Source organism: Pseudomonas sp. LBUM1644, assembly GCF_059716195.1.
Genome location: NZ_CP166812.1, coordinates 5028606 through 5043080 on the forward strand (window position 1 = coordinate 5028606; position 14475 = coordinate 5043080).

Annotated in this window: 15 protein-coding genes; 10 read left to right on the plus strand and 5 right to left on the minus strand. The window is 59.5% G+C overall.

From position 1 onward, the window contains the following. Positions 1-50: 50 nt before the first annotated feature. The 3 genes from gpgS to gpgF are packed head-to-tail and all read left to right on the plus strand — an operon-like array spanning position 51 to position 2933. The gene (gene gpgS / locus ACA052_RS23030; protein ID WP_497646930.1) at positions 51-1172 is read left to right on the plus strand and encodes an N-acetylglucosaminyl phosphatidylglycerol synthase; all 1122 of its coding nucleotides are present in this window, start codon (positions 51-53) and stop codon (positions 1170-1172) included. Then, entirely contained in the window at positions 1165-1941 is a 777-nt protein-coding gene (gene gpgD, locus ACA052_RS23035) for an N-acetylglucosaminyl phosphatidylglycerol deacetylase (protein ID WP_497646931.1), read from the plus strand. The genes gpgS and gpgD overlap by 8 nt, the downstream gene beginning before the upstream one ends. Beyond that, positions 1938-2933 (plus strand): glucosaminyl phosphatidylglycerol flippase, encoded by a 996-nt coding sequence (gene gpgF, locus ACA052_RS23040; RefSeq protein ID WP_497646932.1) that lies wholly within the window; start codon positions 1938-1940, stop codon positions 2931-2933. Before gpgD ends, gpgF begins: the two co-directional genes overlap by 4 nt. A gap of 72 nt (positions 2934-3005) precedes the next feature. Here gpgF and ACA052_RS23045 read toward each other — a convergent pair whose 3' ends face one another. Beyond that, a complete protein-coding gene (locus tag ACA052_RS23045) occupies positions 3006-3182 on the minus strand; it encodes a hypothetical protein (protein ID WP_497646933.1) in 177 nt (58 codons plus the stop codon). 86 nt (positions 3183-3268) lie between these two features. Continuing rightward, complete coding sequence (gene purU, locus ACA052_RS23050) at positions 3269-4117, minus strand: formyltetrahydrofolate deformylase (RefSeq protein ID WP_497646934.1); 849 nt, start codon at positions 4115-4117, stop codon at positions 3269-3271. Between the two features lie 338 nt (positions 4118-4455). Between purU and mvaT the strand changes: the two genes are divergently transcribed. Further along, a complete protein-coding gene (gene mvaT / locus ACA052_RS23055) occupies positions 4456-4833 on the plus strand; it encodes a histone-like nucleoid-structuring protein MvaT (protein WP_497646935.1) in 378 nt (125 codons plus the stop codon). A 102-nt stretch (positions 4834-4935) separates the two neighbouring features. On the opposite strand, the gene sbcB is transcribed toward mvaT, so the two are convergent. Continuing rightward, a complete protein-coding gene (gene sbcB, locus ACA052_RS23060) occupies positions 4936-6366 on the minus strand; it encodes an exodeoxyribonuclease I (protein WP_497646936.1) in 1431 nt (476 codons plus the stop codon). Positions 6367-6551: 185 nt separating this feature from the next. Between sbcB and ACA052_RS23065 the strand changes: the two genes are divergently transcribed. The 6 genes from ACA052_RS23065 to ACA052_RS23090 all read left to right on the plus strand — a co-directional run bounded on the left by ACA052_RS23065 (position 6552) and on the right by ACA052_RS23090 (position 13369). Further along, positions 6552-7277, plus strand: a complete 726-nt coding sequence (locus ACA052_RS23065; RefSeq protein WP_497646937.1) for an RDD family protein — start codon at positions 6552-6554, stop codon at positions 7275-7277. After that, positions 7274-8251 carry a stage II sporulation protein M gene (locus ACA052_RS23070; protein ID WP_497646938.1) on the plus strand — a complete coding sequence of 326 codons (978 nt, stop codon included), beginning with the start codon at positions 7274-7276 and terminating at the stop codon, positions 8249-8251. Before ACA052_RS23065 ends, ACA052_RS23070 begins: the two co-directional genes overlap by 4 nt. Continuing rightward, on the plus strand, positions 8238-9782 hold the full coding sequence (locus ACA052_RS23075; protein ID WP_497646939.1) for a DUF4129 domain-containing protein: 1545 nt from the start codon (positions 8238-8240) through the stop codon (positions 9780-9782). Before ACA052_RS23070 ends, ACA052_RS23075 begins: the two co-directional genes overlap by 14 nt. Next, positions 9779-10942 (plus strand): DUF4350 domain-containing protein, encoded by a 1164-nt coding sequence (locus ACA052_RS23080; RefSeq protein WP_497646940.1) that lies wholly within the window; start codon positions 9779-9781, stop codon positions 10940-10942. Before ACA052_RS23075 ends, ACA052_RS23080 begins: the two co-directional genes overlap by 4 nt. Next, positions 10939-11940: an AAA family ATPase gene (locus tag ACA052_RS23085; protein ID WP_497646941.1), complete on the plus strand. Its 1002-nt coding sequence runs from the start codon at positions 10939-10941 to the stop codon at positions 11938-11940. Before ACA052_RS23080 ends, ACA052_RS23085 begins: the two co-directional genes overlap by 4 nt. A gap of 97 nt (positions 11941-12037) precedes the next feature. After that, positions 12038-13369, plus strand: coding sequence for a DUF58 domain-containing protein (locus tag ACA052_RS23090; protein WP_497646942.1), 1332 nt, complete (start codon positions 12038-12040; stop codon positions 13367-13369). 107 nt (positions 13370-13476) lie between these two features. Here ACA052_RS23090 and ACA052_RS23095 read toward each other — a convergent pair whose 3' ends face one another. Together ACA052_RS23095 and ACA052_RS23100 are read right to left on the minus strand one after the other, a co-directional pair. Beyond that, positions 13477-13836 carry a PilZ domain-containing protein gene (locus tag ACA052_RS23095; protein WP_497646943.1) on the minus strand — a complete coding sequence of 120 codons (360 nt, stop codon included), beginning with the start codon at positions 13834-13836 and terminating at the stop codon, positions 13477-13479. 229 nt (positions 13837-14065) lie between these two features. Continuing rightward, complete coding sequence (locus ACA052_RS23100) at positions 14066-14440, minus strand: tetratricopeptide repeat protein (protein ID WP_497646944.1); 375 nt, start codon at positions 14438-14440, stop codon at positions 14066-14068. Between the last annotated feature and the right edge of the window lie 35 nt (positions 14441-14475).

Consider the following 14475-nt stretch of genomic DNA (forward strand, 5'->3'; position numbering starts at 1 on the left):
ACATCTATCCTTCATAAAGGTCAACCAAGGGAGAACAACGGACCGGAGGGATGCTCATCGTGCATATCGCTGACATAACTATGTTCTACGCCCCTGCCAGCGGTGGCGTGCGCACTTATCTGGATGCAAAACACCGTCGCCTGGGCATCAAGCCGGGCATTCGCCATAGCCTGTTGATTCCCGGGGCGTCCTTGAGTGAACGGGATGGCGTCTACACGGTGCCGGCCCCCGCCCTGCCCTTCGGCAAGGGTTATCGCTTCCCCCTCCGTCTCGCGCCCTGGCGCAATGTCTTGCAGGATCTGCAGCCGGACCTGATCGAGGTCGGCGATCCTTACCTCACGGCGTGGGCGGCGCTCGATGCCAAACGCCAACTCGATGTCCCGGCGATCGGCTTTTATCACTCGGACCTGCCGCTGCTGGTCAGCAACCGCATGGGCAACTGGGTCACCACCAATGTCGAAGCCTATGTCAGCAAGCTGTACGGCAACTTCGACCGGGTTTTGGCGCCGAGCCAGGTCATGGCCGACAAGCTGATCGGGCTAGGCGTGAAAAAAGTATTCGTGCAGCCGCTGGGCGTCGACTTGCAAATCTTCAATCCCGATGCGCGTGATCCAGAGCTGCGGGCGGAATTGGGCATCGATGAAAACACCCACCTGCTGATCTTCGCCGGACGCGGCTCCAAGGAAAAAAACCTGCCGGTGCTGCTCGATTGCATGCGTCGCCTGGGACGGCGCTATCACCTGTTGCTGGTGGGCTCATCGATGCCAGCCGAGGTACCGGACAATGTCACCGTGATCGATGAGTTCTGCCCGGCGACGCAAGTCGCGCGACTGATGGCCAGTGCTGATGCGCTGGTGCATGCCGGCGATCAGGAAACCTTCGGCCTGGTCATACTGGAAGCCATGGCCAGTGGCATTCCCGTGGTAGCGGTGGCGGCCGGGGCGTTTCAGGAAATTGTCACCGATCAATGCGGCCTGCTCTGTGCGCCAAACAATCCGCTGGCGATGGCCAATGCCATACGCGAGCTGTTCAATTCGGGCAGCGCGGTTTTGGGCAAACAGGCCCGCAGCCATGTTGAACAGCACTACTCGTGGGATGCAGTGGTTAACAGCCTGCTGGGACACTATCACGCCGTCCTCGGCAGCCAATGGCCGCTGGCCGCCAATGGATGAGCTCATGAACGTGCCGAGCCTTCTACTGGTGCTGCACGACGTCGCACCGCAAACCTGGGCCGATTACCAACCCTTCGTCGAAGCCGTCGATGCGTTAGGTGCCGTACCGATTACCTGGCTGGTGGTGCCGAATTTCCACAAGCACAACGACCTGGATGCCCATCCGGGCTTTCGACGCCTGCTGACCCGCCGGGTTGCCCGGGGCGACGAATTGGCGTTGCACGGTTACTTCCATTGCGATGACGGCCCCATGGCGAGCAATCCCCGAGACTGGTTCATGCGCCGGGTCTACACCCATGAAGGCGAATTTTACGGCCTGTCGCAGGAGGCCGCACTGGTCCGTCTACGCGCTGGCATCGAAGTCTTCCAGCGATATGACTGGCCGCTGCAGGGGTTCGTCGCCCCGGCGTGGTTGATGAGCGATGGCACCCGCGAGGCTTTGCGCCGGTTACCGCTGAGCTACACCAGCGATCCACAGCATTTATACCGCCTGCCGGACTTCACCCCGATCGATGCACCAGGACTGGTCTGGAGTGCCCGCAGTGCCTGGCGCCGAGGCCTGTCAAAACTGGTCAGCGATCAGCGCGAGGGACGCTGGCGCCAGGCGCCGGTGATTCGCCTCGGCCTGCATCCGGTGGACATGCGTCATGAATTTTCGCGAACTTACTGGCTGCAAACCCTCAAGCGTTTGCTCGACGCAGGTCGCATGCCGATGACCAAGGTCAACTGGCTGGCGCTGCACGACGACCGTATCGGTCAAGCCGCATGAGTCGCGGAATTCTGCTGTTCGTCGCCCTGCTCGCTGCGGTGCTGATCCCGCTGCTGCTCGGCGGTAACCAGACATGGTCGCGACTGCAAAGCTTTCCGTTGACGTGGCTGTTGATCATGTTTGGCATGATCCTGCTGTGTTGGGTGGTCAACACCCTGCGTTTACGCCTGTTGCTGGGTGATCAGTGCGACAAGGTGAGCCCGGTCAAAAGCCTCGGAGTGGTAATGGCCGCCGAATTCGCCTACTGCGCCACACCGGGCGGCAGCGGTGGGCCCCTGACGATCATGGCGCTACTGGCGCGCAATGGCGTGCGGCCGGCCCGGGGCAGTGCGGTGTTTGCCATGGATCAACTGAGCGATTTGCTGTTTTTTCTCTGCGCGTTGAGCGGCATTCTGATCTACGCCTTGTTCCAGCACCTCAGCCAGCGCATGGAATGGCTATTGATGGTGAGCGCGATTTCGATGTTCGGCGGATTACTCAGTTGTGTCGTGGTCGCCCGGTATCACCGTCTGCTGATTCGGTTGAGCGGTCGGTTGCTGGCCCGCCTCAATGTCAAAAGCACCACGCGCCTGCGCTGGGCGCGAAAACTCCTGCACTTCCTGGCGGCCTTTACCGACACGTTGAAGTTGCCCTATCAGACGCTGATCAAAGTCTTCGCCCTCACCTGCGTGCATTGGGTGCTGCGCTACAGCGTGCTGTATCTGGCGCTGCGCGGGCTTGGCGCGGATTTGCAGTGGGCCTGGAGCTTTCTGATCCAGATGCTTTCACTGAGCGCGGGGCAGTTCAGTCTGTTGCCGGGCGGTGCCGGCGCGGCAGAGCTGACCTCGGCGGCGCTGTTGGCGCCGATGGTGGGAAAATCCACGGCGGCGGCGGCCATACTGATTTGGCGGGCGGTGACGTATTACTTCTATCTAGTGGTCGGTGGCCCGGTATTTTTGCTGATGCTGGGGCGGCCGCTGTTGAAGAGGTTGATGAAGGTCAAACAAGCCTAAAAGATCGCAGCCTTCGGCAACTCCTACAGGGGAATGCGATCCATGTAGGAGCTGCCGCAGGCTGCGATCTTTTCAGGCGTCCCCGGTTTTATCGTAAGACTTCTCTTGCAACTGCTCCCACAACTCCGCCGCACCGGGAAACTCCGTCCCATCTTCCGCGCTCATGTCTTCCGGGTCATAACGGCTCAAACAGCCTTCGCCCAATGTGGCGGGCGCCTTGGAGGTAGCTTTGTCCAGTGGATCGGCCATGATCATGTCCTCAGTGCAAAAACGGCGAAGGGCCTGCAGCGATTGAACGCCCAGGCCCTTCGAATATCAACCGTTCCGTGCTGCGGTCAGAACACGACTGTCTTGTTGCCGTGCACCAACACCCGGTCTTCCAGGTGATAGCGCAGTCCGCGAGCCAGCACCATCTTCTCGACGTCACGACCGAAACGCACCATGTCTTCGATACTGTCGCTGTGACTGACGCGCACCACGTCCTGCTCGATGATCGGGCCGGCGTCCAGTTCTTCGGTCACGTAGTGGCAAGTAGCGCCAATCAACTTCACACCGCGTAAGGAAGCCTGGTGATACGGCTTCGCACCGACGAACGATGGCAGGAAGCTGTGGTGAATATTGATGACTTTGTGTGCATATTCGCGGCACAACTCCGGCGGCAGGATTTGCATATAACGGGCAAGTACGACCACTTCGGCATCGTGCAGTTTGACCAGGCGCGAAACTTCGGCAAATGCTGGCTCTTTGTCCTGTGGATTGACCGGAACGTGATAGTAAGGAATGCCGTGCCACTCAACCATGCTGCGCAAGTCGTCATGGTTGGAAATCACGCAGGAAATTTCGCAATCCAGTTCATCGCTGTGCCAGCGGTGCAGCAAGTCGGCCAGGCAGTGTGACTCGCGGCTGGCCATCAATACCACCCGCTTCTTTTGCGCGGTATCGGTAATGCGCCAGTCCATCGAAAACTCTTCGGCAATCGGCGCAAACGCCTCGCGAAAGGTTTCAATGCCAAACGGCAGCGAGTCGGCACGAATTTCGTGACGCATGAAGAACCAGCCACTGAGATTGTCCGAGTGATGGCTCGCTTCAGTGATCCAGCCGTTATGTGACGCCAGAAAGTTACTGACTTTAGCAACGATACCGACGCGGTCCGGGCAAGAAATCACCAGCCGAAAAGTGCGCATGAGGGGGAAACTCCAGAACTTCGCAAAGGCCGCCATTCTAGCGATTGCGCAGCAAAACTGCAGTATATGATGATGCCCTGGGTCTCAGATCGTTGCAGTGACACAAATTCCGCTAGCCCCACCGCCCGCGCGATGGTGCTATTGCAACCACTTTCAATAGCCCAATTGTGAATATCTGTGATGAATGCATCAGACTTTTTAAATGCACATCCAATTTATGCCCTATTCACCGCAACTAAATTAAATAAACTCCGGTTAAATGTTTACTTGATGAAACACCCTGACTATTATTGCGGCACTGTCCCCTGCCATCCAGCGCCCAACATAAGGTAGTCCTCATGTCCTTGATCAACGAATATCGCGCCACCGAAGAAGCTATCAAAGAGCTGCAAGCCCGTTTGAAGAACCTGTCCCAAGACGACAAACTGCAAACCGAGCTGGAATTCGAAGGCAAACTGCGTACCCTGATGGGCGAGTACTCCAAGTCCCTGCGTGACATCATTGCGCTGTTGGATCCGGAAGCCAAAACCAAAGCTCCACGTGGCGGCGCAGTAAAAGCTACTGGCACCAAGCGTGCTCGCAAAGTTAAACAATACAAAAACCCGCACAACGGCGAAGTCATCGAAACCAAAGGTGGCAACCACAAAACTCTGAAAGAGTGGAAAGCCAAGTGGGGCGGTGACGTGGTTGAAGGCTGGGCTACTCTGCTGGGCTAAGCCACAGAGCTTGTCGCAGACTGATCCGCGACAAAAAAAGAACGCCAGCAAATGCTGGCGTTTTTTTATGCCCGCTATTCGAGCCCTCGGACATATTCGTTTTCAAAGATTCAAACGTTTGCGTAATCCCTGCACATAATCCTGCCATTCATTGAGCACTTCCTGCTGAAACGTTGTAGCCGTAATGTTCAATTGGGCTGCGGCGTCTACGAAACTTTGCAGTGTATTGGGCGCCCCCCACTCAAGGTCTGACAAACGTTGCTGACAGAATATTCGCCAACGCTCTTGCTCTTCGAAACTCAAGGTATCGGGGAAGTTTCGTGCGCGATATCGAAACAATAATTGGGGTAAACGTTCATCATCGAAAGGCCATTGCTCTTGCGCTAATTGTGCAGGGTCCGCCGCTCGGACTTGCTCGCATAGACGCCGATCCCGATCACCGATAAAACCATCGTATAACTGTTGCTCAGGGTCCTGGCTCGAGGAAAAATCCTCGCTCGCATAAATCGCCTGCACTTTGTCTTGCCAAACTGTTTGTGCGTCACTTAGCCGCAGGGCCCGCGCCTGATAGAGCGCCATATCCAGGCCGAGCCGCTGCTGATCTTCCGGGCGAAGTACCGACAACGGTGCCACCACCGGGCATTTATTGATGTGGATAAGTTTGAGCGGCACTGGCAACTCGCCCTCGGCCAGGTCATCGCGCCGGGTATACAACCGCTGGCGCAAGGTGTCGGCATCCAGATCGAGCAAGCCTTGAGGGTCCAGGTGCAGGTCACAGACAATCAAGGCGTTGCGATTACGAGGATGCCAGGCCAGTGGCAGCACCACGCCGACGAAGTGGCGAGCTGCCGAAAAGCGCCCGGAAACATGCACCATCGGCTGCAATAGCCGAATCTGGTCCATGACCTTTTGTTTACCGCGCAATTGAAACAACCAGTCATATAGCTTTGGCTGTTTTTCACGAATCAAGCGTGCGAGGGCAATGGTGGCGCGAACGTCCGACAGCGCTTCGTGGGCATTTCCGTGGTCAATACCGTTGGCGGCGGTCAGACGCTCGAGTTTGAGCGTTACCCGCCCCTCGTCGTCCTTCGGCCAAACGATGCCATCAGGGCGCAAGGCATAAGCCGCCCGCACCACATCGATCAAGTCCCAGCGACTGTTACCGCCCTGCCACTCGCGTGCATAAGGATCGAAAAAGTTTCGATACAGACTGTAACGGGTCATCTCGTCGTCGAAACGCAGCGTGTTATACCCCGCCCCACAGGTGCCGGGCGCGGCGAGCTGGGCATGCACCCGAGTCATGAAGTCCGCTTCGCTCAAACCGTGTTCGGCCAATCGGCCTGGCGTTATACCGGTGATCGCGCAGGCCGCCGGATGCGGCAGGATGTCTTCACTGGGTTGGCAGTAGAGGTTGAGCGGTTCGTCTATTTCGTTGAGATCGAAGTCGGTGCGCAGCCCCGCCATTTGCAGTGGCCGGTCGCAACGGGGGTTGATGCCCGTGGTTTCATAGTCGTACCAGAAGATGGAGGTCACGGGCTATTCCTGAACTGAAGATCGGCGAAGTCTAGGCGTTCACATCCTGCCCAGGCCAGTAGTCTCGTCATTCAATCACCTCTCGCTACTCACCGTGCAATACATAGTTATGTCGTTTTTCCCCGAGAGGCTGCTAGCATCGGACGGATAGAGAATCCCGATCAGGCCACATCATCAGGTAGCCCATGCTCGAGACCACAGCACTGCCAAGGAAAGCGACGCTGTCCCCGCCACTGGATACGCGGTATCAAGTCGAAACGCCCGAAGGCATCGACCTGCCACTGCGCCCTGCCGGGTTGATGGCCCGTGCGCTGGCGTTCTCCATCGACCTCGGCCTGCGAGGGCTGATCCTTGGTGTGCTGTTTATTGTCCTGGCGTTTCTGGGAAAGCTCGGTGCAGGTCTCGGCTCGATCCTGCTGTTCGTCGTGAGCTGGTGGTACATGGTCCTGTTCGAAGTGCTCAACCAGGGCCGATCGCCGGGCAAGCAGTGGATGGGCCTGCGGGTTGTGCAAGATGACGGCACGCCGATCGGCTGGTCTTCTTCGCTACTGCGCAATCTGCTGCGATTCGTCGACATGCTGCCGTTTGGCTACTTCCTCGGGGCGATCAGCTGCCTGCAACATCCCAGCTTCAAGCGCCTCGGCGACCTGGCCGCCGGTACGCTGGTGATCTACCGGGAACATCCGCTCATCCGACCGCAACTTCCCGCCGCCGAACCCCGGCGCCCGGGCTTTGCCCTGACGCTGACCGAACAACGCGCGATTCTCGGCTTTGCCGAACGCCAGGGTGAACTTTCCGAGGCGCGGGTCAACGAACTCGCCTCCATCCTCGCCCAACCGCTACAGGTTCCAGCGCCACGCGCGGTGGCCGAACTCAACGGCATCGCCCGTGGCTTGTTGGGCCCCGCATGAAACAAAGCCTTTTCGAAAATCGCCACCAGGCCGAATGGGAACAGTTTTCCCTGACGCTTGAACGGCTGGAACAGGGCAAGGAAGCCTCGCAGGTCGCAAGTTTTGCAGGCGATTACCGACGTCTGTGCCACCACCTGGCGCTGGCCCGGGCACGCGGCTACAGCAGTTTCCTGATTGATTCCTTGCAGCAATATGTACTGCGGGGTCATCAACAACTTTACCGCCACCGCAGTCGTCTGGGGGCCAATGTAGCGGGCTTCATCCTGGCGGGCTTCCCGCGGCTGGTGCGCGAACAATGGCGTTTCGTGCTTGCCTCCGGCCTGATGTTTTTTGGCAGCCTGATCGGCTTCGCCCTGCTGGTGTATTTGTTCCCGGACCTGATCTACAACCTGATCCCGGCCGAGCAGGTCAGTGAGATGCAGAGCATGTACGACCCCGTTGCCGGTCACCTCGGGCGCTCGGCGGAACGGGCGGCCAGTGAAGACTGGGTGATGTTCGGCTTCTACATCATGCACAACATCGGCATCGCTTTTCAGACCTTCGCCAGCGGTGTGCTGTTTGGCCTGGGCAGTGTGTTTTTCCTGTTCTTCAATGGCTTGATGATTGGCGCGGTGGCCGGGCACCTGACGTATATCGGCTACGGGCAGACCTTCTGGTCATTCGTGATTGGCCACGGCGCTTTCGAACTCAGCGCCATCGCACTCGCCGGGGCAGCAGGCCTGAAACTGGGCTGGGCCTTGATCGCACCGGGGCGCTTGCCTCGGGCCGAAGCCTTGCGCCTGGCAGCGCGCAAGAGTGTGCTGTTGATTTGCGGGGTCATGCTGTTTCTGCTGATTGCGGCCTTTATCGAAGCCTACTGGTCGTCCATGACCGCGCCTGCACCGATGACCAAATACCTGGTCGGCACGGCGCTCTGGTGGCTGGTGGCGATGTATCTGCTGTTTGCCGGACGGACGCGCCATGCGCCTGAGTGACGCGACGGTCGTTATTCGCCCTCGAACAACCTGGGAAGCCATGGACCTGGGGGTGCTGCTGAGCCAGCGTCACCGACGCCTGCTGATGACCAGTTGGGCCATCGTGACCGTGCCTGTTTTCACCCTGCTCACCTGGCTGCTGTGGGACTCCCCCTCCCTCGCGGCGTTCATTTTCTGGTGGTTGAAACCGGCGTTCGAACGTCTGCCGCTGTACATCCTTTCCAAAGCCATGTTCGGCGAAACACCCACGCTCAAACAGGCGCTGCGCCAATGGCCACGATTGCTCAAGCCACAACTGCTGGCCAGCCTGACCTGGCGACGTTTTAGCCTGACTCGCAGCTTCCTGCTGCCGGTGGTGCAACTCGAAGGCTTGAATGGACAGGCACGACAACAGCGCTTGCAGGTGCTGCTGCAGCGCAACGGCGGCGCGGCGCGGTGGCTGACGATCATCGGCGCGCACCTGGAAAGCGCGTTGTGGATCGGCCTGACGGTGTTGTTCTACATGCTCCTGCCGCAACAGGTGGAACTCGAATGGAGCTGGCAGACGTTGCTGTCCGCCGCCACACAAGACTGGCGCTGGCTGGAGCACCTGACCAATGTGTTTTACGTGTTAGTGCTGGTGATTTGGGAACCGATCTACGTAGCCTGCGGTTTCAGCCTTTACCTGAACCGGCGCACGGTGCTGGAGGCCTGGGATATCGAACTGGTGTTCCGCCGCATGCGCCAACGCTTGAGCAGTGTAGCCGTCACGCTGCTAATGGGGGCATTGCTGCTGATGCCTGCGGCGCACTCCGTCTGGGCCGCCGACCCCGTCATTTCACCCGACACTCCGCGCCTGCTGGACCAGCCGCTGACCAGCCAGGCGTCCCGGGACAGCATCAAGGCGATCCTCGATCAGCCGCCGTTCAAGAACAAGGAAACCATCACGCGCTATCGTTTTGGCGAGGACAAGCCCGCCACCGAAACCGCGAACGATGACCAGGCACCCGAATGGCTGAAGGCGCTGCTCAAGCTGCTGGGTAACCAACGCTTCGGCGCATTGGCGACCTTGATTGAAGTGTTGCTGTGGGGGTCGGTGGTCGGAGCCATAGGCTTGTTGATCTGGCGTTACCGTGACTGGTTGCAGGCCTTCGTCAGTCGTCGACCGTCCTTGAAAAACAAAGTCGCACGCCCGTTGCCGCAGCAGGCGTTCGGCCTGGACCTCAACCGCGAATCCCTGCCCCCGGACATTGCCGGCACTGCTGAAAGCCTCTGGCAGTCCAGTCCTCGCGAGGCGCTCGGCTTGCTCTATCGCGCCCTGCTCAGCCACTTGCTGCACGACTACAACATGGCGTTGAAACCCGCCGATACCGAAGGCCAGGTGCTGGAGCATGTTGAACAATTGCAACAACCGGCCTTGCTGGCCTTCAGCAAAAAGCTGACCGGGCACTGGCAAAACATGGCCTATGGGCATCGCCTGCCACCCGCGCATTTGCAACAGGAGTTGTGTGACGGTTGGCGAACGTTGTTCAGCCCCGGAGCAACCCATTGAGCCGCCGGCTGTGGCTGACGGCTGGCGTGTCCATCGCCGTACTGTTGGGTGCGCTGAGTATTTACCTGTATGTGAAGGCGACGCCGTATCAGGCAGAAATCGATCACGGCCCCTCGCCTGAAGCCCTGGCCAATCCTTACCTGGCCGCCGAGCATTTCCTGCGCCAACAGGGACTGACCGTCAGCCATGCCAACAGCCTCGACATCCTGCCCACTCTGGACCCGCGTCAGCACAGCCTGTTGTTGCTCGGGGACCGGTACAACATGACCCCGCGCCAGATCGATCAAGTGATGAACTGGACTCGCGCGGGCGGGCGTCTATTGTTTGTCGCCCAATCGCTGTGGGATGACAAGACCGGCCAAAGCAATGACCTGCTGCTGGACCGGGTCCAACTGCACCAGTCTCTGAGCAAAGACCTCAAGGACCCGCCGCCCGATAAAGTCGACGACCCTTACCCCAACCTGACCAAGCTCTATCTGGAAGACGAAGACGCGCCGGCCTACGCGAGTTTCGACACGGCATTCCATCTCGACGACCCGAAAAACCTCGCACAGGCCTGGGCCAACAGTGGCAAGGCCACGCACATGATGCAGCTGAACCACGGGCTAGGCTCGATCACCGTGGTGACCGACGCCGATCTGTGGAAAACCCCGGCCATCGGCCAATACGACAATGCCTGGCTGCTGTGGTACCTGAATACGGACACGAGCGTGACATTGCTGTTCAACATCGAACACGACAGCCTGCTGACCTTGCTGCTGCGTTACTTCCCGCAAGCATTGGTGGCATTGATTGCCTTGATCGGTCTCGGCTTCTGGCACGTCGGGGTGCGCCATGGTCCGCTGCTGGAACACGCCTCGAAGGGCCGCCGGCAACTTCAGGAGCACCTGCACGCCAGTGCCGATTTCATGTTGCGCCACAACGGTCAGCAGCGTCTGTTGCACGCCTTGCAACAGGACATCTTGCGGCGCGTGCGGCGCCGCCACCCTGGTTTTGAACAGCTCGGCGTTGCCGAACAATGGCTGGTGCTCGCGCGCCTGAGCGGCCAACCCACACGCGCAATCAGCCAGGCCATGAGCCCGCGGCCGAAGCAACGGCTTGCAAGCGTTGAATTCAGCCGCCAGGTGGCTCACCTGCAAACCTTGAGGAATGCCTTATGACTGAACAGATCGAGCCTGAAGCACCCAGCCACGCCATTCAACAACGCCAACGTGCCAGCCAGTTGGCCCAGGCCGTGCGCCTTGAACTGCAAAAAGCCGTGATCGGCCAGAACAGCGTGATCGACGACGTGCTCACGGCACTGATCGCCGGTGGCCACGTGCTGCTCGAAGGGGTGCCGGGGCTGGGCAAGACCTTGCTGGTGCGGGCACTGGCTCGCTGCTTCGGCGGCGAGTTTGCGCGCATCCAGTTCACCCCGGACCTGATGCCCAGCGACGTCACCGGGCACGCGGTGTATGACTTGCAGACCGAGCAATTCAAACTGCGCAAAGGTCCGCTGTTCACCAACCTGTTGCTGGCCGATGAAATCAACCGCGCCCCGGCCAAAACCCAGGCCGCACTGCTTGAAGCCATGCAGGAACGGCAGGTCACCCTCGAAGGTCGCGCCCTTCCCATCGCGCAACCCTTCATGGTGCTCGCCACGCAAAACCCCATCGAACAGGAAGGCACCTACCCGCTGCCGGAAGCCGAGCTGGATCGCTTCATGCTCAAGGTGCGCATGGATTACCCCGACGCGGAACAAGAACTGAATATGGTGCGCCAGGTCAGTCGCTCGACCCGTGCCGACATGCTCGACGTGCACCCCCTGCGCACCGTGCTGCAAGCCAAGGACGTGCTGGTTTTGCAACGCATCGCCAGCGACCTGCCGCTGGACGACCAGGTGCTCGATTACGCCGTGCGCCTGGCCCGCAGCACCCGCAGCTGGCCGGGGCTGACCCTCGGCGCCGGCCCCAGGGCTTCCATTGCCCTGGTACGCTGCGCCCGGGCGCGTGCCTTGTTGCGCGGCGGAGAATTCGTGATTCCGGATGACATAAAAGGTTGTGCATTGGCGGTACTGCGCCATCGCGTGCGCATCGCCCCGGAGCTGGATATCGAAGGACTGGAGGTCGATCACGTACTGCGGCAACTGCTCGACCAAGTACCGGCGCCGCGCCTGTGAACGGCGCGGCAGGAATAAAAGATCGCAGCCTTTCGCATCCCCCTGTAGGAGCTGCCGAAGGCTGCGATCTTTTGATCTGGCTCCCCGGTGTCACACCATGAAACCCTCACGCCTGCTGCTCATCTGGCTGACCGTGCTGCTGGCCATCGGCATCGTGCTGGGCGCATTGCGGGCGTTGGATTTTGCCGTGCCCGAGAACCTGCTACGGATCAACTGGGGACTGCTGCTGGCACTACTGGCCTTGGCGATACTTGACGCCATCCGCCTCAAACGCCTGCCCTCCCCCCACGTGCAGCGGCAGATGCCTGGCAGCCTCTCGTTGGGCCGTTGGGGTGAAGTGCGGCTGGAGGTCGCGCACGATTTTGCTCAACCACTGAACATAGAGATCTTCGACCATGTGCCCGCAGGCCTGAGCTTCGAAAACCTCCCGCTGTCGGTCGAATTGCAGCCCGGCCAGCGCTGTCAGATCGGCTACCGCCTGCGCCCGCTCAAACGCGGGCACTTCAGCTTCGAACATTGCGAAATCAGCCTGCCGAGTCCGTTGGGACTGTGGTCCGGCAAACGCATGGTGAACGTGACCGACATCACCCGCGTCTACCCCGACTTCGCCCGCCTTTATGGCGGACAGCTTTTGGCGGTGGACAACTGGCTGAGCCAACTCGGCGTGCGCCAACATCAACGGCGCGGCCTGGGCCTGGAGTTTCATCAGCTTCGCGAATTTCGCGAAGGCGACAGCCTGCGCCAGATCGACTGGAAAGCCACTGCCCGCCAGCGCACGCCGATCGCCCGGGAGTATCAGGACGAGCGTGACCAACAGATCATTTTCATGCTCGATTGCGGTCGCCGCATGCGCAGCCAGGACAGTGAACTCGCGCATTTCGATCACGCGCTCAATGCCTGCCTGCTGCTGAGTTATGTCGCGTTGCGCCAGGGTGATGCGGTGGGGTTGAGCACATTTGCCAGCGAGCAGCCACGTTACCTGGCCCCGGTCAAAGGCAGCGGCCAGCTCAACGTGCTACTCAACACGGTTTACGATCTGGACACCACCCAGGGACCGGCAGATTATCAGGCGGCAGCCAGCCAGCTACTGGCCCGCCAGAAACGTCGAGGACTGGTGGTGCTGGTCACCAACTTGCGCGACGAAGACGATGACGAACTGTTGAGCGCGGTCCAGCGGCTAAGCAGACAGCATCGCGTACTCGTGGCGAGCCTGCGCGAGGAAACGCTCGACGCTACCCGACAATCGCCGGTTCAAACCTTGGCCGAAGCGCTGAACTATTGCGGGACTGTCGAGTATTTGAATGCACGCGCAGAACTCCATGAACGTTTGAGCGCCCATGGTGTTCCTGTACTGGATGCGCGGCCGAGCGAGTTGGGGACTACGTTGGTGACGCATTACTTGAACTGGAAACGTGGGGGTGGCAGTTAAGATCAAAAGATCGCAGCCTGCGGCAGCTCCTACAGGATCGATTTATCCGCGATATTGGCGGTGAAACCGTTCATGTAGGAGCTGCCGCAGGCTGCGATCTTTTGATTTTAGGCAGACGCAGGCATCGGCTGAAAACTGAAGTACGTCCGCAACGCACTGACCAACTGCCCATATTCCGCAGGCGCCCGTTGCAGGCTGAACCCTGCGTCATAGTGATGAGGTGTCGCGTCTTCATGGCACCACAAACAACACGCCCGCACATCAATGACCTGCAGGAGGCCATCGATGGATGGGATTTTCAGGCGCAGATCGAAGTCCGCGCCGATCATCATCGGCAGATGGCTGATCAGCATCAGCCCGTCTTCGGACACGTTGCCCAGGAAGCCGATGGGTTTGTCGGTGACGCTGTTAAACACTTTCAGAAAATACGGCAGTTGATGCCGCTCGATCCGGCGGTCAGTGAACATACTGAATTCGCTATGCAAGGCCCTTAAGCAGGACCGCACTAATGCTTCGGAACGGATCTGCGTGGCAGACGCGCTCTCCCTGATCCCGGTGCGACAGTCGATGAAACCGCTGCCGCTTACATCCGCCGATCACAGGTGTTACCTCGGTTTAGAGACACGACTCCAACACCGGTTTATTCGACTATAGCTCACCACCACCGGTCGGCCAGCCTTTAAATGATACGTGCAATCAGAACTGCGTCGGGCGCACGACTGCGGCAGAGCGGGTCGGGTAATGACCCAGGCTCTGCAAGGTTTCCAGCCGCGCGCGGGCGCGGTAGGCGTACTCGCTTTGCGGATAGGACGCGATGATGTACTGATAGGTCTGGGCCGCATCGATAAACAACTTCTGACGCTCCAGGCACTGGCCGCGCATCATCGACACTTCAGGTTGCACGTAACGCCGCTCGCGGCTGGCGCGATCGACCTTGGACAGTTCGAGCATCACTTGCTCGCAATTGCCACGGTCATAGGCACTGTAGGCGTTATTCAAATGATGGTTCATCGACCAACGGGTGCAGCCCACAACACTGAGGGCAAGGACGGCAATGAGCGCAAATCGCATGGGGGTTCTCCTGTCTTGAGCTCTTTATCGACCCG